Annotated in this window: 27 protein-coding genes and 1 tRNA gene; 7 read left to right on the forward strand and 21 right to left on the reverse strand. The window is 61.0% G+C overall.

Translation table 11 applies throughout. The features are described 5' to 3' along the window. Window positions 1-46: 46 nt before the first annotated feature. From aliB to EDF71_RS01855, 3 genes are read right to left on the reverse strand one after another with little or no spacing between them, the layout of a single operon-like run. Window positions 47-1,198, reverse strand: coding sequence for a cyclohexanecarboxyl-CoA dehydrogenase (gene aliB / locus EDF71_RS01845; RefSeq protein WP_133854914.1), 1,152 nt, complete (start codon window positions 1,196-1,198; stop codon window positions 47-49). A 24-nt stretch (window positions 1,199-1,222) separates the two neighbouring features. Next, window positions 1,223-2,005: a 2-ketocyclohexanecarboxyl-CoA hydrolase gene (gene badI, locus EDF71_RS01850; RefSeq protein WP_133854915.1), complete on the reverse strand. Its 783-nt coding sequence runs from the start codon at window positions 2,003-2,005 to the stop codon at window positions 1,223-1,225. Window positions 2,006-2,034: 29 nt separating this feature from the next. Further along, a complete protein-coding gene (locus EDF71_RS01855; RefSeq protein WP_133854916.1) occupies window positions 2,035-2,799 on the reverse strand; it encodes a glucose 1-dehydrogenase in 765 nt (254 codons plus the stop codon). 81 nt (window positions 2,800-2,880) lie between these two features. Between EDF71_RS01855 and EDF71_RS01860 the strand changes: the two genes are divergently transcribed. The 3 genes from EDF71_RS01860 to EDF71_RS01870 all read left to right on the forward strand — a co-directional run bounded on the left by EDF71_RS01860 (window position 2,881) and on the right by EDF71_RS01870 (window position 4,752). Continuing rightward, a complete protein-coding gene (locus EDF71_RS01860; RefSeq protein ID WP_133854917.1) occupies window positions 2,881-3,399 on the forward strand; it encodes a MarR family transcriptional regulator in 519 nt (172 codons plus the stop codon). Window positions 3,400-3,705: 306 nt separating this feature from the next. Then, complete coding sequence (locus EDF71_RS01865) at window positions 3,706-4,110, forward strand: DUF2846 domain-containing protein (protein WP_166656429.1); 405 nt, start codon at window positions 3,706-3,708, stop codon at window positions 4,108-4,110. A gap of 210 nt (window positions 4,111-4,320) precedes the next feature. After that, a complete protein-coding gene (locus EDF71_RS01870) occupies window positions 4,321-4,752 on the forward strand; it encodes a hypothetical protein (RefSeq protein ID WP_133854919.1) in 432 nt (143 codons plus the stop codon). A 127-nt stretch (window positions 4,753-4,879) separates the two neighbouring features. Here EDF71_RS01870 and EDF71_RS01875 read toward each other — a convergent pair whose 3' ends face one another. Next, window positions 4,880-6,058, reverse strand: a complete 1,179-nt coding sequence (locus EDF71_RS01875) for an IPTL-CTERM sorting domain-containing protein (RefSeq protein WP_133854920.1) — start codon at window positions 6,056-6,058, stop codon at window positions 4,880-4,882. A 133-nt stretch (window positions 6,059-6,191) separates the two neighbouring features. Further along, a complete protein-coding gene (locus EDF71_RS01880) occupies window positions 6,192-6,575 on the reverse strand; it encodes a hypothetical protein (RefSeq protein ID WP_133854921.1) in 384 nt (127 codons plus the stop codon). Window positions 6,576-6,869: 294 nt separating this feature from the next. On the opposite strand from EDF71_RS01880, the gene EDF71_RS01885 reads away from it, so the two are divergent. After that, window positions 6,870-6,946 (forward strand) — tRNA-Arg (locus tag EDF71_RS01885). 145 nt (window positions 6,947-7,091) lie between these two features. Here the strand turns inward: EDF71_RS01885 and EDF71_RS01890 are convergent. From EDF71_RS01890 to EDF71_RS01945, 12 genes are all read right to left on the reverse strand, one after another. Next, window positions 7,092-8,495 (reverse strand): DegQ family serine endoprotease, encoded by a 1,404-nt coding sequence (locus EDF71_RS01890; RefSeq protein WP_243854135.1) that lies wholly within the window; start codon window positions 8,493-8,495, stop codon window positions 7,092-7,094. Window positions 8,496-8,800: 305 nt separating this feature from the next. Continuing rightward, the gene (locus tag EDF71_RS01895) at window positions 8,801-9,559 is read right to left on the reverse strand and encodes a sigma-E factor negative regulatory protein (protein ID WP_133854923.1); all 759 of its coding nucleotides are present in this window, start codon (window positions 9,557-9,559) and stop codon (window positions 8,801-8,803) included. A gap of 56 nt (window positions 9,560-9,615) precedes the next feature. Then, window positions 9,616-10,251 (reverse strand): RNA polymerase sigma factor RpoE, encoded by a 636-nt coding sequence (rpoE, locus tag EDF71_RS01900; RefSeq protein ID WP_133854924.1) that lies wholly within the window; start codon window positions 10,249-10,251, stop codon window positions 9,616-9,618. A 61-nt stretch (window positions 10,252-10,312) separates the two neighbouring features. Further along, on the reverse strand, window positions 10,313-10,918 hold the full coding sequence (locus EDF71_RS01905; RefSeq protein WP_133854925.1) for a hypothetical protein: 606 nt from the start codon (window positions 10,916-10,918) through the stop codon (window positions 10,313-10,315). Between the two features lie 67 nt (window positions 10,919-10,985). Further along, the gene (gene fabF, locus EDF71_RS01910; RefSeq protein ID WP_133854926.1) at window positions 10,986-12,230 is read right to left on the reverse strand and encodes a beta-ketoacyl-ACP synthase II; all 1,245 of its coding nucleotides are present in this window, start codon (window positions 12,228-12,230) and stop codon (window positions 10,986-10,988) included. Window positions 12,231-12,314: 84 nt separating this feature from the next. Then, window positions 12,315-12,554 (reverse strand): acyl carrier protein, encoded by a 240-nt coding sequence (gene acpP / locus EDF71_RS01915; protein WP_021027954.1) that lies wholly within the window; start codon window positions 12,552-12,554, stop codon window positions 12,315-12,317. 105 nt (window positions 12,555-12,659) lie between these two features. Then, window positions 12,660-13,406, reverse strand: a complete 747-nt coding sequence (gene fabG, locus EDF71_RS01920) for a 3-oxoacyl-ACP reductase FabG (protein WP_133854927.1) — start codon at window positions 13,404-13,406, stop codon at window positions 12,660-12,662. After that, complete coding sequence (fabD, locus tag EDF71_RS01925; RefSeq protein ID WP_133854928.1) at window positions 13,403-14,347, reverse strand: ACP S-malonyltransferase; 945 nt, start codon at window positions 14,345-14,347, stop codon at window positions 13,403-13,405. The genes fabG and fabD overlap by 4 nt, the downstream gene beginning before the upstream one ends. A 64-nt stretch (window positions 14,348-14,411) precedes the next feature. Beyond that, a complete protein-coding gene (locus EDF71_RS01930; RefSeq protein ID WP_133854929.1) occupies window positions 14,412-15,392 on the reverse strand; it encodes a beta-ketoacyl-ACP synthase III in 981 nt (326 codons plus the stop codon). Between the two features lie 5 nt (window positions 15,393-15,397). Next, window positions 15,398-16,450 carry a phosphate acyltransferase PlsX gene (gene plsX / locus EDF71_RS01935; RefSeq protein ID WP_133854930.1) on the reverse strand — a complete coding sequence of 351 codons (1,053 nt, stop codon included), beginning with the start codon at window positions 16,448-16,450 and terminating at the stop codon, window positions 15,398-15,400. A gap of 129 nt (window positions 16,451-16,579) precedes the next feature. Next, a complete protein-coding gene (rpmF, locus tag EDF71_RS01940) occupies window positions 16,580-16,762 on the reverse strand; it encodes a 50S ribosomal protein L32 (protein ID WP_021027949.1) in 183 nt (60 codons plus the stop codon). A gap of 155 nt (window positions 16,763-16,917) precedes the next feature. Beyond that, window positions 16,918-17,475, reverse strand: a complete 558-nt coding sequence (locus tag EDF71_RS01945) for a YceD family protein (RefSeq protein ID WP_133854931.1) — start codon at window positions 17,473-17,475, stop codon at window positions 16,918-16,920. Window positions 17,476-17,501: 26 nt separating this feature from the next. Here EDF71_RS01945 and EDF71_RS01950 point away from each other — a divergent pair, with 26 nt between their 5' ends. Both EDF71_RS01950 and EDF71_RS01955 read left to right on the forward strand, forming a co-directional pair. Beyond that, window positions 17,502-18,098 carry a Maf family nucleotide pyrophosphatase gene (locus EDF71_RS01950; RefSeq protein ID WP_133854932.1) on the forward strand — a complete coding sequence of 199 codons (597 nt, stop codon included), beginning with the start codon at window positions 17,502-17,504 and terminating at the stop codon, window positions 18,096-18,098. Beyond that, entirely contained in the window at window positions 18,095-18,877 is a 783-nt protein-coding gene (locus tag EDF71_RS01955; RefSeq protein WP_133854933.1) for an SAM-dependent methyltransferase, read from the forward strand. The genes EDF71_RS01950 and EDF71_RS01955 overlap by 4 nt, the downstream gene beginning before the upstream one ends. 88 nt (window positions 18,878-18,965) lie before the next feature. Here the strand turns inward: EDF71_RS01955 and EDF71_RS01960 are convergent, their stop codons facing one another. Genes EDF71_RS01960 through EDF71_RS01970 form a run of 3 tightly spaced genes read right to left on the reverse strand, consistent with a single transcriptional unit; the run spans window position 18,966 to window position 21,093 of the window. Then, window positions 18,966-19,997: a S49 family peptidase gene (locus tag EDF71_RS01960; protein WP_133854934.1), complete on the reverse strand. Its 1,032-nt coding sequence runs from the start codon at window positions 19,995-19,997 to the stop codon at window positions 18,966-18,968. Between the two features lies 1 nt (window position 19,998). Then, window positions 19,999-20,376, reverse strand: coding sequence for a Rieske 2Fe-2S domain-containing protein (locus tag EDF71_RS01965; protein WP_133854935.1), 378 nt, complete (start codon window positions 20,374-20,376; stop codon window positions 19,999-20,001). A gap of 60 nt (window positions 20,377-20,436) precedes the next feature. After that, the gene (locus tag EDF71_RS01970; protein WP_133854936.1) at window positions 20,437-21,093 is read right to left on the reverse strand and encodes an HAD-IA family hydrolase; all 657 of its coding nucleotides are present in this window, start codon (window positions 21,091-21,093) and stop codon (window positions 20,437-20,439) included. A gap of 468 nt (window positions 21,094-21,561) precedes the next feature. Between EDF71_RS01970 and EDF71_RS01975 the strand changes: the two genes are divergently transcribed. Beyond that, window positions 21,562-22,425, forward strand: a complete 864-nt coding sequence (locus EDF71_RS01975) for a ribonuclease E/G (protein ID WP_133854937.1) — start codon at window positions 21,562-21,564, stop codon at window positions 22,423-22,425. A gap of 53 nt (window positions 22,426-22,478) precedes the next feature. Here the strand turns inward: EDF71_RS01975 and EDF71_RS01980 are convergent, their stop codons facing one another. Then, window positions 22,479-23,498, reverse strand: coding sequence for an RluA family pseudouridine synthase (locus EDF71_RS01980; protein ID WP_133854938.1), 1,020 nt, complete (start codon window positions 23,496-23,498; stop codon window positions 22,479-22,481). Window positions 23,499-23,965 lie beyond the last annotated feature (467 nt).

Raw genomic sequence — 23,965 nt, forward strand, 5'->3', positions numbered from 1 at the left:
TGGGGCTCGGCGCTAGTGGGCTGCGCTTGGGAGCAGATCGCGATGGCTATGCGGGCACGGCCTGCCTGCCGGCCCGGTCGCGGGCAATGATGGTTTTCATGATCTGGGCCGTGCCATCGCCAATCTGAAAGCCCAGCACATCGCGCAGGCGCTGCTCCATCACGCCCCGGTCGTAGCCGCCATGGCCAAACATCAAGAGGCACTGGTGGATGCAGTCGTAGGCCAGCTTGGGGGCCCACCATTTGCACATGGCCGCTTCGGCACTGTGGGGCTTGCCCTGGTCCTTGAGCCACAGCGCCTGCAGGCACAAAAGGCGTGCGGCACTGACCTGCGTATCAAAATCTGCCAGTGGGTGCGACACGCCCTGGAAGGCCGACAAAGGCTTGCCAAAGGCCTGGCGCCGGGTGACGTACTGCCAGGCATCGTCAAGCGCCGCACGCGCCACGGCCAGCACCTGCAGGCCGATCAGCGCGCGCGAATAGTCAAAGCCCTGCATCACCTGCACAAAGCCCTGGTTCTCATCACCCAGGCGGTGCGAAAGCGGCACACGCACGTTGTCGAAGAACAGCGAGCCCCGGCCAATAGCGCGCTGGCCATGGCAGTCAAAGCGGCTGCGTGTGATGCCAGGCAGGTCCATCGGCACCAGCAAAGCCGTCACGCCATGCGCGCCTGATTCCACCGTGCCGGTGCGGCCAAACACCACGGCGATATCGCACTGGTCTGCGGCAGAGATGGAGGTTTTCTCACCATTGAGCACATAGCCTTCCGCATCGCGCTCGATGCGCAGACGCAGGCTGGCGGCGTCGGAGCCGCCACGGGGCTCGGTCAGCGCAATGGCGCACAGCGCCTCGCCCGCCACCATTTTCTGCAACCAGGGCCCCGCCACATCCGGCTGGCCATGGGCTGCCAGGATCTGCGCATTGAGCGATGCCAGCAGTGGCACATAGGACATGCTCAGGTCGGCGCGCGCCAGCTCCTCATGCACCACACCGGCAGCCAGGCAACCCAGGCCCTGCCCGCCCAGATGCTCGGGCAGCTCGGGGGCAATCAGGCCCATCGCGCCCATCTCGCGCATCAGGCTGCGGTCCAGCACCCGGGTCCGGTCGCGCTCCAGAAAGCCCGGCGCCACGCGCGCCTCTGCAAACCGGCGCACCGATGCGGCCAGGGTCATCAAATCATCGTTCAGGTACGGATTCATGGGCACCTCTTGCGGCAGGCTGCGTTACTTGGCGTGTTTGCGGAAATCGGGCTTGCGCTTCTCCTTGAGCGCAGCCACGCCTTCGCGCGACTCGTCGGTGTCGTAATACAGCTTGAGCGCATACATGCCCATGCCGGCAATGCCCGCCTGGTGCGCGGTGTCCATGTTGAAGCTGCGCTTGGCAATGGCAATTGCGGTGGGGCTGCGCTCGCAGATGGTCTCAGCCCATTCCTGCACGGTGGCATCGAGCTGCTCCGGCGCCACGCAGATATTGGCCAGGCCCATGGCGACTGCCTCCTCGCCGGAGTAGCGCTTGTTCAGATACCAGATCTCGCGCGCCTTTTTCTCGCCCACCACACGCGCCAGAAACGCCGTGCCATAGCCCGGGTCCACCGAGCCCATCTTGGGACCCACTTGGCCAAAGATGGCCTTGTCGGAGCAGATCGTCAGATCACAGATGGTGCACAGCACATTGCCGCCGCCAATCGCATAGCCCTGCACGCGGGCAATCACCGGTTTGGGCACATTGCGGATGGCATCGTGCAGCTCTTCCATCGGCAGGCCGATGGTGCCACGGCCATCGTAGTTGCCATCGTGCGCCGATTGGTCACCGCCAGTGCAAAAGGCCTTGTCGCCCGCACCGGCCAGCACAATGCAGCCCACGCTGCGGTCGTAGCCCGCCTTGTTCAGCGCGCGGATCAGCTCGTCGCAGGTGATGCCGCGAAAGGCATTCATCTTCTCGGGGCGGTTGATGGTGATCCAGGCCACGTGCTTGCGCACTTCGTAGAGGATGTCTTCGAATTCCATGTCAGTCTCCTTGTAATTGGTGGGGGCCTTCAGCCGGCCATCGTGAGGCCGCCCGATACGCTGATGACCTGGCCGGTCACATAGGCGGCATCGGCGGAGGCAAAGAACAGGATGGCGCCGGGCAAGTCCTCGGGCTGGCCAATGCGGCCCAGCGGGATCGCGCGGGTAAAGGCCTCAAGCAGCTTGTCGGGGTTGCCAGCGCCCTCCTTGTAGCTGGCGAACAAGGCCGTGTCCGTGGGGCCGGGGCAAACCACATTCACGGTGATGTTGTGGCGGGCATGCTCACGCGCCAGGGTTTTGGACAGCGCCACCAGCCCGCCCTTGCAGGCCGCATAGACCGCCTCGCCCGAGGAGCCCACGCGCGCCGCGTCAGACGCGATATTGACGACACGCCCGGCCTTGCGCTCTGCCATGCGCGGCAGCACTGCGTGGTGCATGTGCAAGGCGCCTACCAGGTTGATGGCAATCAGCTGCTGCCATTCACTCTCGTTGGTCTTGGTGAAGGGCTTGAACACATCCCAGCCGGCGTTGTTGACCAGCACATCAATGGCAGCCCAGTGCTCGGCTTGCTGCACGGCGGCATCCACACTGGCGCGATCGGTGATGTCGCAGGCCAGCGCTTGCGCCCGTCCGCCAGCAGCTGCAATTGCATCGGCCACCGCCTGCGCGGCCCCCAGCTGCTTGTCGAGCACCGTCACCCGGGCGCCTTCTCCGGCAAAGCGCTTGCAGGTGGCACCACCAATGCCGCCACCGCCACCAGTTACTACAACATGTTGCCCATCAAAACGTGCCATGATTCCACCTTTCTTGCGCAATGCATCGTTTAATTAGACAATATATTTACATAAATGCCATGCCATGGCAATATCCCGATCATGAGCAAAACCGCCAAAACCCCTAGAGAAAACCCGAACCAGCTGCGCAACGATCTGGCCAACCGGCTGTACTTCAAGCTCTACCAATGCGCCAACATGTTGCATAAAACAGGCACCAAGGCGGTGGAAGCCCAGGGCCTGACCACGCAGCAATGGGCCGTTATGGGCGCCCTGTCGCGGCCAGAAACCGCAGGTGGCATGGGCATGGGGGAGTTGGCGCGTTACCTCCTGGTAAGCCGCCAGAATCTGACCGGCCTGCTGTCACGCATGGAGGCCGCCGGCTATGTGCACAGCGTGCCCGACCCGGCGGACAAACGCTCGCGCCTGGTGCAGCTTACCCCTGCCGGGCAGCAGGTGTGGCAGCACGATGCGGCCGAGTCGATAGGCCGCTATTACGAGCAGGCGCTGGAGGGCTTCTCGAGCAATGACATGGTGCACACCCTGCACTACCTGCTCAAGCTGCTGGACAACATGAAGGCGATTGATGCGCAGCAGAATGCGGGCAAGGAGGAAGGCTGAGTGCGGAAACCCAAGCATCTTCATCCTCAGACATGGTTCCACCAAGCCCAAGGCATTGCTTCAGTGAACAACTCGAACCGTGCAATGCGCATCAGAGGCAGGAACTCGTCTCCCATTCGTCCATAGACCTCTGCATACCGGTCGGCTGCCAACCGAATCTTCTGTCTTTACGATGCAGAAACATGCAACGAGACAAACGGAGTCTGCATATAATTAAATTTTTACAATTGATACATAACCATGTGGAAAACAGCATCGGCCATGTGCCTGCTCGCAGCCTTTTTGACGGGTTGCGCTTCGGTCAATATGGCGAGCAAGGAAGAGTCAGCCAAAGCCAAGACCTTCCAACTGCCCAGCGCAGGCAATGCCGGCCTCTATGTTTACCGCAACAGCATGTTCGGCGCAGCGCTCAAGAAGGACATCACCATCGATGGCAAGTGCCTCGGCGAAAGCGCATCGAAGGTATTTTTCTACACTGAAGTTGAAGGCGGCAAGACCCACAGAATCGAGACTGAATCCGAGTTCTCCCCCAACGGCATTGATTTGACGACCGAGGCAGACAAGACCTATTTTGTCCGCCAGTACATCAAGATGGGCGCCTTTGTAGGCGGTGCCAACTTGGAAATCGTGCCCGCTGAACAAGGCAAGGCAGACCTGGCTGAGCTGGATATGGCAGTCCCCGGTAAATGCGGTGAAAGACGTGTTCAGTAAGCGCTGACCAATCGCCATGCATATGCGATGCCATTGAAAGCACTTGGAATGGCATACGTTGAGAAAGGCCCTTGCTCTTGATGATGAGCAAGGGCCTTTTTGATGGGTTTCGTACGCACAAGCCCTGTGGCGTCCCCTACCCAAGGCGGCTTCACAACCACCTCACACCCACCTCAATCGCTGCACACACGACCCTTCTAGCATGGGCGAATGCAGTTACCAAAGCCAGCTTCACAAGGCCAAGCCGCAGGCCTCATCCTGGGCACGGTCGTGCTCGCCAATATCGTGACGACCTGGGTTCTGATCAGCAACTTGGATGCAATGCTTTACCCCGTCGAAGCCGACGCGATCATGATTCCCATCGCCAACAACTTTCTCAACTCGCTGTGCCTCCTGCTCTTGGCTGGTGTAGGCATCTGCCTGCCTCGGCATCACATTGCCTGGCGCATGGCGAGTCGCATCTTGATCGGGGTAGCAGTCATGTATGCACTGGCGTTGGCAGTGTACTGGTGGTACCCCTTTCACTATTTGGCTGGAGCCTCATTTTTGCCTGCGGTGCTGGCCTGCGCTTGGGCAGTCTGTTTACCAGCACGCAAACTGCCGGCCAGGGGCGCAAACACCAGGCCCTCCGAACTGGCCTGATCGTCCCCCATGGCAAGTCAGGGACTGATGCCGCTTCCCAACAAGTTCGCACGAGGACAGAGAAGACCTGATGGGAAATGCGCACGTCAGCGGATGCCAGAGCTCAGACTTTCCCGCCCTTCTCTCCTCAGGAGCACAGATAGCGCCGCTTCAGCATCAGGCCGCCGCCCAACAGCCCTAGCGATAGCAGCAGCAAGGCTCCATCTGACAGCGCAGGAACAGCGACCGCAGGAGATAGCACCACAGGCGCAGCTGCCTCCCCGTCATCATCCGCAATCCGAACCGAGGCCTGCGATGCACCCGCCAGCAAACTGTAGTCATCGGGGTTGTCCGCTGGTTCGATGGCAACCGACACAGTGACCTGGCCATCGCCTTTGACGGTATTGGCAGTGGCTGTGATCGTGCAACTCGCCGTGCTGTCGCCCACTGCAATCTCCAGCGGACCAGCACAACCGCTGTAGCGACTGGCGTCGCCCGAGGTGTTCAGCCCAATACTGAGCGCAGCCTCCGCAGGCCGGCTCAAGCGCAGGGTACAGATCGAGGTTAGCCCTTCGGAGTCCAGCAGCTGTGCCTTGTCGCACTGGATCGAGGCACTGGGCGGGACCACCTCGAAATTGGCCGACACCGAGGCCAGCGGGCCGACCACCTCGATATTGTCAATGGCGCCAACAAAGCCGCTGGAGCCATTGCCAGCACCGCCTTCTACGGCGAAGACCACCATGTCGGCAAAGCGCTCATCTGACTGGAAGTCCGAAAAAGGCCGTCGTATGTTGGGATCAAAGCCGCCTTGAGCAGCGCTGCGCCCTTGCCAGACGATGCCCTGGAGCATATCGGCCGTCGTCCACTGGTCCAGACCAACGCCCTGCACCCCGGCAATATCGGGGGTGTAGACAAGGGTCTGCGTATGCACGCCGGCCGCATTGCGCAGGTACAGCCGCAGCACGGGGGCCTGGTCCACCACATCGGTGCGGTGCACCAGCCACTGGTAGGAGATTTTGGTCAGCTCCGACAGTTTGCCGAAAGTATTCTCGGGGTAGTAAGCCAGCCCGGCCTTGGAGGAGGTGACTGGCAGCTCCAGACGCAGCGAGCCATTGCCGCTGTTTGCGAAATCCTTGGTGACCTGGGCCAGACCTGCACTCGTCAGCCCCACCTGCCCCCACTGGTCTGGGCCACTGCTCCCCCATTGGAAGGTCGCCTCAGGCACCACGTCGGCAGCGGCCACCACGGCGGCGTTCGCCCTCTGCGTCCCCAGCCATACCGAGCCCAGAACCAAACCCATGGTGCAAATGCGAAACAACAACTTCATAGCCGCTCCTTGTGTTGATACGCATTATTGTTTCAAGATGTAAACAACTCCAGCTTTTTATTATCTATTTCTATGGAGTGATGTTTTTCTGATGATTGGGAAGATGGCTGGGCTTGGCACCAGCCCTCCGAGCTCATTCCGCTGTTTCGCGGTGCCAGCGCAGGCTCAAGAAACCCAGCACCAGTGCAAACGCGGTCAGCAAGACCAGCATCAGCCCGCCCAGCTTGGGAGCAGGCCGGGAAAAGGCCCCTGCTGCCTGCTCGGTCACCGCAGTCATGCTGTGGCGCACGCGGTGGAAAACCGTGTCGTCGTCTTGCGCGAGCGCGCTGCCTGCCGCATGCAGGTCTGCGCTGGGCAAGGCCACCCCTTGCGCCCAGGTGCTAGCCAGCCGACCTGCATAGGGCCCTTGGCTATCGGCCGACCCTTGCTGCGAGCCCAGCAGGTGGTAGTCCGCCGGCATCTCTCTGGTCGTTGCAGCAGCGGGCAGCGCATGCAGCAGCACGCAGCCCAAAGCCACCAACCACCCAAGAATCAGACGCCTGCACAACCTCATTTCAGCAGCCATATACAGAAATTAACAATGTTGCTTACTATCGGACTGCGCCTACAAACGGTCAATCCCCAAAATTAGTGAATATGTACTACGGTGGTCCTCGGCACTACAGGCTGCCCACTATGACTTATGCGTGTCACAAACCGGGAAAAAGTCCGGATCTGGATGCCGAAAGCGCCTCTCGCTCCCGCCCTCCGGTGACGGCATACCAAAAAAGATGGCTATGATCAAAATTTGCGTGCTATAATCGATGGCTTAGCGGCTGTAGCTCAGCTGGATAGAGTACTTGGCTACGAACCAAGGGGTCGTGGGTTCGATTCCTGCCAGCCGCACCAAACGTAAAGCCTCAGAGCAGCAATGCTCTGAGGCTTTTTCGTTGCTGGGGCGGCGCCTGTGCAGATCTACGCAGCCCCATGAAAAAAGCCGATCTCCATCAAGGAGGCCGGCTTGTGAACAGTACAGCGACTGTGCGCTGACGGTTTACTTGGTCGGGCGAATCAGCACATATTGGGTCCACTCACCCCGGCGGAACAGCACGTTGACGGGCTTGGACTTGTCGGCCTTGGCCACCGCAGCGTCGAACTGCTTGACGTCGTTGATCTCGGTGTTGGCAATGCCCAAGATCACATCGCCTTGCTTCAGACCGGCACGGGCAGCTGCCTCATCGGCCGATACGATCTGCACGCCACCCTTGAGGTGCATGGACTTGCGCTGTGCATCGGTCAGATCGGTCACCACCAGGCCCAGCTGCTGGGCAGCGGTGGAAGGCTTGGCCTTCTCCGGCTCTTTACTGGTCGCTGCAGCATCTGCGCTGGCATCCGACGGAATCTCGATGATGGTGATCGGCAGATCCAGGGTCTTGCCACGGCGGAAAACAGTAACGGTGCTCTTCGAACCGGGTTTGGTGTTACCCACCCAGCGCGGCAGATCCGCCAGCTTTTCCAATGGCTTGCCATCGAACTTGGTGATGATGTCGCCCGCTTCCACGCCCGCCTTCTCCGCAGGCGAACCACTTTCCACACCCGTCACCATCGCGCCCTGGGCCTTGCCCAAGCCGATGGATTCAGCGACATCCTTGTTCACCGTGGAGATTTGCACGCCGATCTTGCCGCGCACCACGCGGCCGGTGGCGCGCAGCTGGTCGCTCACGCGCACCGCTTCATCGATCGGGATCGAGAACGAGATGCCCATGAAGCCGCCCGAACGCGAATAGATCTGGCTGTTGATACCCACGACCTCGCCACGCATGTTCAGCAGCGGGCCGCCCGAGTTGCCAGGGTTGATGGCAACATCGGTCTGGATAAAGGGCAGGTAATCGCCGGTGTCGCGCTGCTTGGCCGACACAATGCCGGCGGTCACCGAGTTCTCCAGGCCAAAGGGCGAGCCGATGGCCATCACCCATTCGCCCACACGCAGGCGGTTCACATCGCCAATCTTGACGGCAGGCAGGCCAGTGGCATCGATCTTCACCACGGCCACATCGGTGCGCTTGTCGGCGCCCACGATCTTGGCCTTGAACTCGCGCTTGTCGGTCAGGGTCACGATGACTTCATCGGCGCCATCGACCACATGCGCATTGGTCATCACATAGCCGTCAGCCGTCAGGATGAAGCCCGAGCCCAGGCCGCTGGGCACTTCTTCGCCATCGGCGCCGGGGCGCTGTGGGCGTTGCTGTTTGGGAACGCTGGGCACCGGCAGGCCAAAGCGCTTGAAGAACTCCAGCATCTCCGGATCCAGGCCGCTCTGGCTTTGGCGGTTGGAGACCTTTTCCATCGTGCGGATGTTGACCACCGATGGGCCCACCTGGTCAACCAGGTCGGTGAAATCAGGCAGGCCACGCACCACGGCAGGTGCGGGGGTCTGGGCTGCTGCCGGCAGCATCATCGCGCTGCTGACGGACAGAATGGCCGCCAGTGCACTGATCTGAAAAGGCTTCCAACGCTTTAGAGACATATCACTCCTCAATTTGACAATATGGCGGCAGCGCATTTTTAGCGATTCAAACGCCTTGCAATGGTGCCGTGCCGCAATTGGAGGGGCAATAGGCCTCAAGGTTCCAAGCGTGCATCACCTTCAGATAGGCAGCAAAACACAGGTTTCAAGCCTTGATCGGTGAAAGGCATAAAAAAACACCTGCAAGGCAGGTGTTTTTCTGAAAAGCAGGTGATTTTGGCAAGTTCAGCCGATGATCAGCACAAGCGCGAAGTCTTGTCTGCGCAACCACTGTTGCGTTTTTCCGCATTAAAGGTGGCATTGCGCAAGAAGCCAGCAGGCATCTGCAGATTGGCGGTGACGCCAATCTGGCCGCGTGCGGCGAGCACTTCATCAAGGCGCGGATCGCGCAGCATGATGGTGGAGTTCTGCCCCACAGTTACTTGCTGCTCAATCAAACCTTGTGCATTAGCAGCGGCTGGGTGGCTAGCGGCAGCAGACGCCACTACTTGCGGTGCTGCCGCGCTCGCCACCTGTTGCTGTGCGTTGCCGCCAGCGAGCAACCCCATGCTGTTCCAGCCCACCATGGCCACCGCCGCCACGGTGGCAAAGCCGGCCACCATCTTCCAGCGGAAGACCGAGTGGTTGGCGGCATCCTGTGCGGCAGCGGCAGGCTTGATGGTCTGCGCAGCGGCAGCAGCCACGGCCGGCACCGCAACAGCGCCTGGCGCAGGTTGGCCCTGGGCCACCAGCGGCGGCTCCAGCGCAATCTTGGCATTCAGCGCATCCAGGAAGGCCAGGCTGTCGGAGCACGGCGCATGGGCCGAGCGCATCAGGTCGCCAATGACCTGGTAGGACTGCAGCGAGGCGTAACAGGCCTCGTCGTCGGCCAGCTCTGGCAGTTCAGCCAGCAGTTGGCTGAGCGCCCGGTCGTCCAGTTCACCATCGACCCAGGCGGACAGCTGCTCACAGGCTGCCTGCGTGCTCTTGTTCGATGCTTGGTTTTCGAGATTCATAGCCATTTTCCTAGCGGGCCCCAGGCCCTTGCAGCCAGTCATCACACTCATATCAGCTACCAACGCTTGCCAGACTGGCGTTCAAGCATGGGCTTTACCTTGGCGGAAATCGCCTCGCGGGCGCGGAAAATTCGCGACCGTACGGTACCGATGGGACAATCCATCGCAGCGGCAATGTCTTCATAAGACATGCCTTCAATCTCACGCAGCACGATAGCCTGTCGCAGGTCTTCGGGCAGCGCGTCCATAGCGGTGTTCACGGCCTGGGCAATTTCCTTGGCAGCGATCACCGTCTCTGGCGTCTCATCCGTGGTTAGTTCACGTCCGGGCGCATAAGTTTCATCGTCATCGTCTTTTGCGCGCAAAGCACTTTCCGTCATCACCGGATTGCGGATCAGTTCCACCATCGCCTTCTTGGCGGTATTGACGGCGATACGGTACAGCCAGGTGTAGAACTGCGCATCTCCACGGAACTGCGGCAGCGCGCGATAGGCGCGCAGAAAGGTTTCCTGGGCCAGATCGGGCACCAGATCCACATCGCGCACCATGCGCCCGATCAGGCGCTCAATGCGGCGCTGGTATTTGAGCACCAGCAGGCCATAGGCTTTTTGATCTCCTGCCACCGTGCGCTGCACCAGGTGCAGATCGCTGTCATTTGCATTCGGGGTACTGGCCGTTGGCGTTCCCGTCATAAAAGAGGCCCTCTTGGCGCTACAAGCTTGCAGCTATTGTTGTGGTTGTTCAGCTGTAGGCTTACACCTGATGGATGTTCTGCGGTTCAGCGGCAAGCGACGAGTATAAAACCCGACGAATATCCGGCCAACGCTCTGGATTAGCGGCTTTCGCCACCAGCAGCCACTGACTGCGACCCGGGCTTTGCAGCCCTTTAGCCTGCAACAAAATCCACGATTGCCCATCCATCAGCACGGCCAGTTGCGCAAGCTCCTGGCGCTGCTCCAGCGCCAGCGGGCCTTGCCCAAGGCACCACTGAGAGCCGGTACAGCACAAACAAGTTCCCTGCGGCCACAGCGGCATGCGCCAAACCAGCCCGATGGCCAGCGCCAACACCAGCACCGCTAGTGCGCGTGGCAGCACCGATGGTGCGGATGCATGCATCCAGACCAGGCATAGCACCGTGACCAGGCCCAGCCAGCTGGCCAGTAGCAGGCGGATGCGCATCGGACTTGGCAGCGCAAAGGACTGCAGCGCCATCAGGGCAGCTGGGCGATGGTGGGGCATGGCTGGGTGACGATTGAAAAAGGCATCGCTCCATTCTGCAATGCACCCCTCGATGACCGCGCAGGGCAAACCCCGTGTTGAAGCTTCAACATCGCATTGACCAAGGCGGCTCAAAAACAACAAAGGCCTCTGTAACAGAGGCCTTATCCAAGCTTGAGAGCTGTGGCGCACCGGGCGCCAACCGCCATCAAACCCGTTTGAACACCAGGGTGCCGTTGGTGCCGCCAAAACCGAAGTTGTTCTTGACAGCGATCTCCAGCTTGGCGTCGCGCGCGGTGTTCGCGCAGTAGTCCAGATCGCATTCCGGATCCTGGTCCACCAAGTTGATGGTCGGGGGAATCTTCTGGTCCTTCAATGCCATGACGGTAAAGACGCTCTCCAGGCCGCCAGCACCACCCAGCAAATGGCCGGTCATGGATTTGGTCGAGCTGACCACCAGCTTCTTGGCATGGTCACCCATGGCCGCCTTGATGGCATTGGTCTCGTTGAGGTCTCCCAGCGGCGTGGAGGTGCCGTGGGCATTGAGGTAGTCCACCTGGTCGGCATTGACGCCTGCATTGCGCAGAGCGGCCAGCATGGCGCGGCGTGGGCCGTCCATGTTGGGCGCGGTCATGTGACCGGCGTCAGCGCTCATGCCATAACCCAGCAACTCGGCATAGATCTTGGCACCACGGGCCTTGGCGTGCTCGTACTCTTCGAGCACCACAATACCGGCGCCCTCACCCAGCACAAAGCCGTCACGGCCCTTGTCCCAGGGGCGCGATGCCGCCTTGGGATCGTCATTGCGTGTGGACAGCGCGCGCATTGCTGCGAACCCACCCACACCCAACGGAGAAACAGTGGCTTCGGTACCACCTGCAATCATGACGTCGGCATCGCCGTACTCAATCATGCGACCGGCTTCACCAATGCAGTGCAAACCTGTCGTGCAAGCAGTCACCACCGACAGGTTCGGGCCTTTGAAGCCAAAACGCATCGATACATGACCTGCGACCATATTGATAATGGACGCGGGAACAAAGAAAGGCGTGATGCGGCGCGCACCACGGCGCTCATATTCACCGTGCGTGTTCTCGATCAGTGGCAAACCACCGATACCCGAACCGATCACACAGCCAATACGAGTTGCGAGCTCTTCATCCAGCGCCTCGCCCAAAGGCAGGCCGGCGTCTTTCACTGCCTCTTGGGCAGCGGCAATACCGTAATGAATGAAGGAGTCCATCGTGCGTGCTTCCTTGGCACTCATATAGGACTCAAGGTCAAAACCCTTCACCTCACCTGCAATCTTGCAGCTGAAATCAGTGGTGTCGAACTTGGTAATGAGGTCAATGCCGGATTGACCGGCCAAAATGTTGGACCAGGCTTCAGCAACCGTGTTACCCACGGGGCTGATGCAACCCAGACCAGTCACGACGACGCGACGGCGACTCATGCGTTACAACTTTCTTGTTGATCTCTCGGAAGATTCGCAGCAAGACACTTGCGCCACAAGGGCGCCAAGTGCATGCGCAATCAATTAAGCCTTTTGGTGGCTGTTGGCGTAGTCGATGGCGTTCTGCACCGTCGTGATCTTCTCTGCGTCTTCGTCAGGGATCTCGATTTCGAACTCATCTTCCAAAGCCATCACCAGTTCCACGGTGTCCAGCGAGTCAGCGCCCAGGTCGGCCACAAAGGCCTTTTCGTTCGTTACTTGAGACTCTTCCACGCCGAGTTGTTCGGCGATGATTTTCTTGACACGTGCTTCGATATCGCTCATGGTTTCCCTCTGGGGGTTGTGAATGAACCCGCGATTCTAGCTGCTTCAGCAATACCTGAGTGCAACTTGCCGTCGCGAGGAAACGGCATTCAACTTTCGTCAAATTTACATATACATGCCGCCATTGACATGCAACTCCTGTCCGGTCACATAACCGGCACCGTCTGAGGCCAAATAGACCACAGCGTTGGCAATGTCTTGCGGCTGTCCCAGCTTGCCCAAGGCAATCTGCGACTGCAGAGCTTTCTTCTGTTCTTCGGGCAACTGGGCCGTCATATCGGTCTCGATGAAACCAGGCGCCACGCAGTTTACCGTGATGCCACGGCTGCCCAGCTCCTTGGCCAGCGAGCGCGTCATACCTGCCACACCCGCCTTGGCGGCCGCGTAGTTGGCCTGACCGGCATTGCCGGATGCGCCCACCACACTGGTGATGCTGATGATACGGCCAAAACGCTGCTTCATCATCGGGCGGATGGCAGCGCGGCTGGCGCCGAACACGGCCTTCAGATTGGTGCCCAGCACGGCGTCCCAGTCGTCATCCTTCATGCGCATGGCCAGGGTGTCGCGGGTGATACCGGCGTTGTTGACCAACACATGCAGGCCGCCTTGGGTCTTGACCAGGCTGTCGATCAGCGCTTCGACGGCAGCGCCATCGTTCACATCCAGGGCCACGCCACGCGAGCCGGCAAAGGCCGACAGCGCTTGCGAGATCTTGGCTGCGCCGTCTTCGGTCGTTGCCGTGCCGATCACCTGGTAGCCGGCTGCGCCGAGCGCCTGGGCAATGGCTGCGCCAATACCGCGCGATGCGCCGGTAACCAGGGCGACTTTGGCTGTTGAGGTGGTTTCAGTCATGCGATGGCTTCTTTGGTTTCTTGCAAAGTGGCGGGGTCGTACAGAGCCACACCGACGAGTTCAGGGTCGATGCGCTTGGTCATGCCGGTCAGCACCTTGCCCGGGCCGCATTCGACCAGGTGGGTGGCGCCCAGCGCACGCAGGTGCTGCACGCACTCGACCCAACGCACGGGGCCAAAGGCCTGGCGGTACAGCGCATCACGGATGGCATCGGCATCGGTAGGCATCGCCACATCGATATTGTTGAGCACAGGAATCTGGGGCGCAGCCAGTTGCAGCTCGGCCAGGGCCAGCTTGAGCTTTTCAGCGGCGGGCTTCATCAGGCTGGAATGGAAAGGTGCCGACACCGGCAGTGGCAGCGCGCGCTTGGCACCTGCTTCCTTCACGGCCAGGCTGGCCGCTTCCACCGCGGCCTTGGAGCCGGCGATGACCGTCTGGCCGGGGTCGTTGAAGTTCACCGCCTCGACGACCTCAGTGCCGCCCAGCTGGGCAGTCACCTGGGCGCACACGGCCTTGACCTTGTCGGCATCCAGGCCCAGCACTGCCGCCATGGCGCCGGCACCCACAGGCACGGCCTCTTGCATGGCGGCACCACGCAGGCGCACCAGCGGCGCGGCCTGGCTCAAGGTCAATACACCGGCAGCTACCAGTGCGGAATATTCGCCCAGCGAGTGGCCGGCAACGGCCATCGGCATGGCGCCGCCTTCGGCCTGCCAAACACGCCATGCGGCCACACCAGCGACCAGCATCACCGGCTGGGTGTTGGCGGTCAGTGCCAGCGTTTCTTTGGGGCCGTTCTGGATCAGCGCGCCCAGGTCTTCACCCAGCGCATCCGAGGCTTCCTGCAGCGCCTGAACGACGGCAGGGTGGCCACCCCAGGCATCGAGCATGCCCATGGACTGCGAGCCTTGGCCCGGAAATACAAATGCAAAAGCGCTCATGTCTCGGTTCAATCAGTTTTTATCAATTGGCGGATGGCAGCGGTCTCGGCAACGCCGAGCCATGCTACATCGTCAGCAGCACCGCACCCCAGGTGAAGCCACCGCCCACGCCTTCCAGCATCACATTCTGCCCAGGCTTGACCTGACCGCTGCGCACCGCATGGTCCAGCGCCAGCGGGATCGAGGCCGCCGAGGTGTTGCCATGCTGGTCCACCGTGACGACGACTTTCTCAGGTGCAAGCTTGAGCTTGCGCGCGGTGCTCATCATGATGCGCAGGTTGGCCTGGTGCGGGATCAGCCAATCGATATCGGCTTCCTGCATCTTGGCTTTTTCGAGTGCAGCGCGTGCAGCCTTGTCCAGCACACCGACGGCGAGCTTGAACACGGCCTGGCCATCCATGCGCAGCAGCGGCGAGCCAATCACCAGACCGCCCGAGACATTGCCCGGCACGCACAGAATGTCAACATGGCTGCCATCGGCATGCAGCTCGGTCGCCAGAATGCCCGGCTTGTCAGAGGCTTCCAGCACCACGGCGCCGGCGCCATCGCCAAACAGCACACAGGTGGTGCGGTCATTGAAGTCCAGAATGCGGCTGAATACCTCGGCACCCACCACCAGCACACGCTTGGCACTGCCGGACTTGATCATCGAGTCCGCCACCGTCAGTGCATAGACGAAGCCGCTGCATACCGCCTGCATGTCAAACACCGGGCAGCCATTGGCAATGCCCAGCTTGTTCTGCAGGATGGCGGCGGTCGACGGGAACACCATGTCCGGCGTCGAGGTCGCGACGATGATCAGATCAATATCGCTGGCTTGGATATTGGCGGCCTGGAGGGCATTCTTCGAGGCCTCCAGCGCCAGATCGCTGGCCACAACATCAGGCGCTGCAAAATGGCGCGCCTTGATACCAGTGCGCTCCACAATCCACTCGTCGGAGGTTTCCAGACCGCGCGTGGCCATTTCAGCGGCCAACTCATCATTGGTGACACGACGTGGCGGCAGGTAGCTGCCAGTGCCGATAATGCGGGAATAAATACTCATCGAATTCAGGTAGGAGACGTCACGGTTTTGGCAGCAGCAGTGCTGTCTGCCGACATCAGCAGGGGCGCTGCCGTCTGAATCTTGGTCTGCACGCGCCCCAGCAAATCATTGCGGGCGGCATCATAGGCGCGCCGCAAGGCATGCTCATACGCCACCGCGTCGGCCGAGCCATGGCTTTTGAAAACCAGGCCGCGCAATCCGAGCAATGCAGCCCCATTGTAGCGGCGGTGGTCCACCCGCTTCATCAAGCGCGCCAGCACCGGGTAAGCGATCACTGCGGCGATCTTGGTGAGCAGGTTGCGTTTGAACTCTTGCTTGAGCCCGTTGCTGATCATGCTGGCCACGCCTTCGCTGGCCTTGAGCGCGACATTGCCGACAAAGCCATCACAGGTCACGATATCCACCGTGCCCTTGAAGATGTCATTGCCTTCGACATTGCCGTAAAAATTGAGATAACCCGACTGTCCCGCCGTGCGCAGCAGCTCGCCGGCACGCTTAATGACCTCGCTGCCCTTGATGGCTTCTTCGCCAATATTGAGCAGGCCGACGGTGGGGTTTTCGGTGTTTTCCAGGGCGCTGACCAAGGCAGAGCCCATGACGGCGAACTGCAGCAGATGCTCTGCACTGCAGTCCACATTGGCGCCCAGGTCCAGCACCGTCGTGGCGCCGCCCTTGGCGTGGGGAAGCTGGGTGGCGATAGCCGGGCGGTCAATGCCGTCCAGCGTCTTGAGCACATAACGGGCAATGGCCATCAAAGCCCCGGTATTGCCCGCCGACACGGCTGCCAGTGCGGCACCCGTCTTCACCTGGCTGATGGCCACCCGCATCGAAGAATCCTTCTTCTTGCGCAGGGCCACTTCCACCGGGTCATCCATAGTGACCACTTCGCTTGCATGCACGATGGTGGCACGCTCGTGCTGAAAAGACTGCAATGCCTCAGCCTGCCCGACCATCAACAGATGGGCATCAGGGTGGCTATCCAAAAACTTCTTGCATGCGGGTAGCGTGACACGGATACCTGCGTCCCCACCCATGCAATCCACGGCCAGTGTGATCATTCGTTCGGTAATTCTTTGACGTTGTTCGCACCGAGTTCCAGTCCGCCGCGCCCCGCGCCGCTTTCTGGCAAGAAATAAAAAAGGCCCGCGCTACTATGTAGCTGCGGGCCTTTTTTATACAGCTATGGCTTAGGCTTCCGACTTGTTCTTCAGCACTTGGCGGCCACGGTAGAAACCGTTGGGGCTGATGTGGTGGCGCATGTGGGTTTCACCGGTGGTGGGTTCCACAGCGATGCCAGGCACGTTCAGTGCGTTGTGCGAACGGTGCATGCCGCGCTTGGAAGGGGATTTCTTGTTTTGTTGAACAGCCATGATGGCTCCTGAGTCTTGAAAGGGTTGGTGACATGGCCTGCGCAATCACAAACGCATGCCCTAAATTTACGCGACTAGCCCATTAAAGACACGAGGGATTCGCGCGAAGCCTCAAATTATAGCAAAGATCGCAAGCAGGCTTCAAGCCACCCACACTAGGATTGGTTTTTATCGATGCGCAGCGATGCCAGCGCCGCGAAGGGATTGGCTTTTTCCGCAGGGCGGTCGTCAAAATCCTGGGTGGCGGACTCCAGCTTCACATCCACCGGGCAGACCTCGTGCATGGGCACCATGGGCAAGGCCATCAGCAGCTCGTCCTCGATCAACTCCAGTGCATCGATCTGGGGCGCCAGCACCAGCACATCTTCTTCGCTCTCGTCATCCAGCGCGGCCGCCGTGGCCTCATCCTTTACAAAGCGGAAGGAGCGGCTGCTTTCCACTGCCACATCCACCGGGCGCATGCAGCGCTGGCACTGCAGCTGCACCTGGGTTTCGGCATGCAGGTGCAGCCAGGCCTGGCCTGGGCCGCCTGTCGATTCCACCCATTCACCATCCAGCACCCAGCGCACGGGCTCGGCAGCAGCGGCCTCGCCGCGCTGGTCTTCGGCCAGCAAGCGGGCCAGTTGCCCCAGGGGCACCTCGCCTTCCAGCGCCGCGTTTTGGTGGGCAAAAGCCTTGATCTCAAGGCGATTGACTGAAAATTCCTTTGTCATGCGCGCCAGTGTAAGAGAATCTGGGCATGTCTGAATCCCTGATGCCCCGCGCCCTTGTACTGGGCTCCACCTCCCGCTACCGGCGAGAGCTTCTGTCGCGCTTCCGCCTGCCCTTCGAGACGGCCTCGCCCGATGTGGACGAAACCCCACAGCCCGGCGAAAGCCCCGCCGCGCTGGCGCTGCGCCTGGCGCTGGCCAAGGCCCATGCGGTGGCCGCCCAGTACCCTGATGCGATCGTGATCGGCTCCGACCAAGTGGCCGACCTGCACGGTCAGCCGCTGGGCAAGCCGATGGTGCATGACAAAGCCGTGGCACAGCTGCGCGCAATGAGCGGACAAAGCATGCAGTTCCACACCGCCGTGGCCGTGGTCTGCAAGGCCAGCGGCTTTGCGCAGGCCGATACCGCCGTGGTGCGCACCGTGTTCCGCCCGCTTGATGACGCAGAAATCGAACGCTACCTGCTTGCCGAAACCCCTTATGACTGCGCCGGCAGCGCCAAGAGCGAAGGCCTGGGCATAACCCTGCTCGACGCCATCGAAAGCGACGACCCCACCGCCTTGATCGGCCTGCCCTTGATCCGCACAGCCCGTTTGCTGCGCGCTGCCGGATTGGTGTTGCCATGAACCAACAAGTCACAAAGGGACGCTTGTTTCTGGTCCCCACCCCACTCGATTTTGGCTGCGCTACCGAGGCGCCGCTGACCGATGTACTGCCACTGCACACCGTGCAGGCCGCTGCCCGCATCACCCACTGGGTCTGCGAGAACGCCAAAAGCTGCCGCGCCTTTCTCAAGCGGGTGGATGCCGTGGCGCCCCTGGCCCTGCCACTGCAGCAGCAAAACATTGCCGAGCTGCCGCGCGAAGCCCATAAAAAAGGCGACCACAACCCACAGACCACCGCCAGCAGCGATGGCAGCAGCCTGATTGCCGCCGCACTGCAAGGCCATGATGTGGGCCTGGTCAGCGAGGCGGGCATGCCCGCGATTGCCGACCCTGGCAGCTCGGCGGTGCGCGCCGCCCATGATGCAGGCATTGATGTGGTGCCGCTGGTCGGCCCCACCTCGCTGTTGCTGGCACTGGCCGCCAGTGGCCTCAATGGCCAGAACTTTGCGTTTGTGGGTTATGTGCCCAGCGATGCCGCCGACCGCAGCGCCCGCCTGCGCGAGCTGGAGCAGCTGGCGCTGCGCCAGGGCCAGACTCAGATCTTCATCGAGACGCCTTACCGCAACCAGGCGCTGCTGGGCGCGCTGCTGCAAACCCTGCAGCCCAATACGCGCCTGTCCATCTCCAGCGGACTGACCTTGGAGAGCGCCAACACCCAAAGCCGCCTGGTCAAGCAGTGGAAGCCGCTCAACACCAGCCTGGACAACCGCACCCCGATGGTGTTTGCCATTGGCCGCTGACCCTCGTTAGTCGCTGCAGCCCATGCGGCTGCGCCCATGAAAAAAGCGGTGCCCAGGCACCGCTTTGTCATTCAAGCCTTGCAGACTGTCAGCGCACGCTGGGCAGTAGCGACATCGAGCGCAAGGTACCAACCGCACCCGCACCGACCGAGGCTCCAAAGCGCTTGGCAAAGCGCTCGGCCACATTCTCGCGGCGGGTGTAATCCACCACCTCTTCCGCACCCACCACATCGCGGGCCACCTGGTCCAGGCTGCCCAGGCCATCGGCCAAGCCCAGCTTCACGGCCTCCTGGCCGGTCCAGAACAGGCCGCTGAAGGTGTCATCGGTTTCCTTCAGACGGTCACCCCGACCCTGACGCACCACCTGGATGAACTGCTGGTGAATCTGGCTCAGCATCTGCTGCGCATAGGCCTTTTGCTTGTCGTTCATGGGGCTGAATGGGTCCAGCATGCCCTTGTTCGCGCCAGCGGTGAGCAAGCGGCGCTCCACGCCCAGCTTGTCCATCGTGCCGGTAAAGCCAAAACCGTCCATCAGCACGCCGATGCTGCCAACGATGCTGGCCTTGTCGACATAGATGCTGTCAGCGGCAGAGGCGATGTAGTAAGCCGCAGAAGCACAGGACTCCTCGACCACCGCATACATCGGCTTCTTGTACTGGGCCTTGAGTCGCACGATCTCGTCATTGATCATGCCGGCCTGCACGGGGCTGCCACCGGGCGAGTTGATCAGCAGCACCACGGCCTTGGCGCCATCGTCCTCGAAAGCGGTGCGCAGTGCGGCAATCACATATTCGGCACTGGCATCGGCGCCCGAGGCGATCTCGCCCTTGAGCTCCACCACGGCGGTGTGCTCGGTCGAGGTCTTGGTCGCTGTGCCGTCCGAGCCAAACAGGTAGCTCACAAAGGCGATCACCAGGCCCAGCCAGACCAGGCGGAAGAAGATCTTCCAGCGCCGCGCGGCGCGCTGCTCCTTGAGCGTGTCAAAGGCCAGGCGCTCCAGCACCGAGCGTTCCCAGCCCGGGCTGGCTCCAGCGGCGGCAGGCCCCGCAGCGGCCGGCTGCCCCCACAGGTCGGGCGCCGGCGGCGGATTCTGCTGAGGATTGTTGTCCATGGGGTTCATCTTAAAAATCAAGAGGTTGTAGACGGTTATCCGTGTGCCAATAGACCACGCCATCACTCTCACTCAGCGCAACCTTGACCAAACCGCCACGACAGGGACCGCCGGCACAGGCTCCAGTATCGGGCACATAGGCTGCACCATGGGTGGCGCAGAGCAACCAGTTACCTGTGTCGTCGAAAAAACGCCCCGGCTGGTAGTCCATCTCCATCGCCACATGGGTGCAGCGGTTCAAGTAGGCGTGGACTCCCTCGTGGTAGCGGATGGCAAAGGCCTGGCAGGTCTGGCCGGCATAGACCACATCAAAGGCCACCGCGCGCCCACCGTGCAGCAGCGCATCGCTCTGGCACAAGGCAATCATCTGCGCCGGTACTTCCGCCATCACCGCACCTGTTCACCGAGGTTCATCTGACTGTACATACAGACAGTGATTGCACCATAGCTAGGCATGATCCGCCATCCACTGTTGCAGTTCAGCAACGGTATGGGCCACATACAGGGGCTTGAAGGCCTCAAAACCCTCATGGTGGTGGGCGCCATAGCTCACCCCCACGCTTGGGCAGCCCGCATTGACGGCCATTTGCAGATCATGCGTGGTGTCACCCACCATCAATACGCGCTCGGGCGCCACATCCAGCTCGGCCATCAACTCCTGCAGCATCAGCGGATGGGGCTTGCCAGCCGTCTCGTCCGAGGTGCGCGTTGCCTGGAAGCGCCCCTTGAGCAAGGTGGTATCCAGCACCCGGTCCAGCCCACGGCGGTTCTTGCCGGTGGCAATGGCCAGCAGGTGGCCGCTGGCCGTCAGTTGGTCCAGCAGTTCCAACACGCCCTCAAACAAGGTCACCTGCTCCTGGCGCTTGAGGAAATGCAGGCGGTAGCGGTTGGTCAGTTCCACCATCTTGTCCTCCGGCACATCGGGCGCCGCATGGCGCAGCGCGCTGTGCAGGCTCATGCCGATCACATACTTTGCCTCCACCAGGCTGGGCACCGTACCGCCCACATCCCGCACCGCATCCTGGATCGACAGCGCAATCGCTGCGGTCGAGTCAAACAGGGTGCCATCCCAGTCAAAGGCAATCAGGTCAAATTGGCGCGCCATGGGGTGCTCTTTCTATATCGGTCACAAATTTCATCCATCGGCCACTAGCGGCATGGGCATGCTCGCTATGGGGTAAACGCACCCGAATCTGGTGAGCGCAGCTGAGCCCGAGGGGCTCGGCAGGGTCGTTGGTTTAACGGCAGGCATTTTAGTTCAGCCCCCAGGGTTTACGCAGGGCTGCCGTTTGGTGGATAGCGTCCCAGCAAACCCGCGCAGCCAAAAGGCATGTGTCCCTTGCCTGTCGCCACGAACCGACACCGGCCTACTTTATATGTACCTAAACGCAAGCCGCCCGCAGCAGGCTACAAGGGCCTACGCTCTTCGAGACAGCGCGACATGGGCTTTGAATTTTCGTTTCAAACCCGTTCAAAGGCGCACACTCCCGCAGCAACAGCTTGATTAGCATGGTGAATTGACCGCGTGCCTAGCCGACAAAGCAGGTTTTACACATCCCACACCCATCGCACCATGAAACGCATTCTGATCAATGACACACACGCCGATGTGCGACGCCTCGCCATCGTGGACGGCCAGCAACTGCTGGATTGCGAGATCGAAATAGAGGGCGAAGAGCTGCGTAAAGGCAATATTTACCAAGGCATCATCAGCCGCATCGACCGCGCCCTGGGGGTATGCATGGTGTATTACGGCGAAGACTGCGATGGAATGCTGCCTCTCAAAGACATCAGCAAGCAGTGCAGCGATGAAGGCTTTTCCCCCGGCCAGCTGTACAACCCGCCAGCGGTCAACGAAGGGGATGCGCTGATGGTTCAGTTGATTGAAGAACAGCGGGAAGCCCAAGCAGCCGTCCTCAGCACCGCGATTACGCTCTCCGGTCGCTATCTGGTACTGGCACCCAGTCAGTATGGCAATGGCCTGTCTCGATACGCGGGAAGCCCTGCGCAGGCGCGACTACCAGATTTGCCGAGCCAGCTGGCTTATCCCCCAGGCATGGCGATTGCTGCACGCCATGCCGCCCAGGGCCACAGCGCCACCGAGCTGCAAAGAGATCTGGATTACCTGCTCAAACTCTGGGAAGCCATTGAACGCGCCGCGCAGTACAACCAGGAGGCATACCTGATCTACCAGGAGTCCAACTTGGTAAGCCGCACGATCCGCGACTATTTTCAAGAAGATTTCGCCGCCATCCTGATCGACTGCGAGGCCCTGTATGAACAAGCCCAACGGTTCATGGCACTGGTAATGCCCGAGCATGCAGACAGGGTTCAGTACTATCAGGAAGACACTCCGCTGTTCGAGCACTTCCAGATCGCCGACCAGATGGAAGCGGTCTACCCGCTAGCCGGGCGGACTAAGCCATCCCTATCCTGAAGACAGACGTCCCAAGCGTTTTTAGCGCCTGGGTGCCAAAACAGGCGCCCTGTCTATTCGGCCGCCGAAGCCGCCGCCACAAAATCCGCCAGCTCCGCAGGCAGCTCGGCACCCAGCTGTACGCGCTCTGCCGTCTGCGGGTGGTTGAACTGCAGGCGCCAGGCGTGCAGGAACATGCGCTTGAGGCCATGCTTGGCCAGGCGCTTGTTCAGGTCGAAGTCGCCATATTTCTCATCGCCGGCGATCGCATGGCCACTGCTGGCCAGGTGCACGCGGATCTGGTGGGTGCGGCCGGTCTTGATCGTCACCTCCAGCAGGCTCATCGCCGGCAGGCCCAGCTGGTGGCGAGCGGCAAACACTTTTTGCACCTTGACCAGCGAGACCGAGCGCATGCCCTCGGGGTCGTCGGCCGTGGTGGCGCGCACGCGGCGCTCGCCATCGGGCAGCAGGTATTTGCGCAGCGGCGTGTCGATCACCTTCTTGTTGGCCGGCCATTCGCCGATCACCAGGGCCAGGTAGGTCTTACCCGTCTCGCGTTCGCGGAACTGGTCCTGCAGATGGGTCAGGGCCGAACGCTTCTTGGCCACCAGCAAGATGCCCGAGGTTTCGCGGTCCAGCCGGTGCACCAGCTCCAGAAAGCGGGCATCCGGGTGGGCGCGGCGCAGCTGCTCGATCACGCCAAAGCTGACGCCCGAGCCGCCGTGCACCGCCACGCCGGCGGGTTTGTTGATCGCCAGCATGACATCGTCATCGAGCAACAAGGGAAACTCCCTAGCTGGCACCGCGCGCTCGGCTTCGTCGGGTTTGGCAGCCACGCGCACCGGCGGAATCCGCACCACATCGCCCGGTTGTACGCGAGTGTCCGCTGTCGTGCGGCCCTTGTTGATACGGACTTCACCCTGGCGGATGATGCGGTAGATATGGGTCTTGGGTACGCCTTTGAGGTGGCGCATCAGAAAATTGTCCAGGCGCTGGCCTGCGTCGTCGGGGTGGACCTCGACCAGCCTTACAGCCACTGGGGGTGCTTGTGGACTACGGGGCTCGCCCGGTTTGCCCCCTATAATATGTTTCACCTGCGCGATAGAGTTATTGGTTTACCGGTGAGCAGTTTAATTCACCCACCAGTACCCGCACAGGCCGGTCGATGTCTGGCTGATCGCCTTGCCGCCCCACCTGCATACCAAAAGATTGCGCAGGGGACGCCAAGTGAATCAGGCGGACAGACACATTGAAACAACGAAAAAACAGATTTTTGGCGACAGCTGTCGCAAAGGCCTGCAACCAGGCCCCGCTCAGCTGATCGTCTTCACACCAAACATGTTGATTTTGTGGGCTTGGATGGCAACTCTCTGGCACAGCAGCAGCTGTGCGCCAGTGCGTCTTGCCGTGCCCGCTGTGCGCATGTTCTCAGGGCAGATATCCCAGCCGGAGGCAGCCCAGCGCTGGCTGGCCGGGTATTTACATGCCCTCTCCCGCGTGCCTAGATCCCCTGTGCTGACATAAGTATTACCAGCAAACATGACACGCTCTGTGAATTCTT

Source organism: Comamonas sp. JUb58, assembly GCF_004364775.1.
Classification (GTDB): Bacteria; Pseudomonadota; Gammaproteobacteria; order Burkholderiales; family Burkholderiaceae_C; genus Comamonas.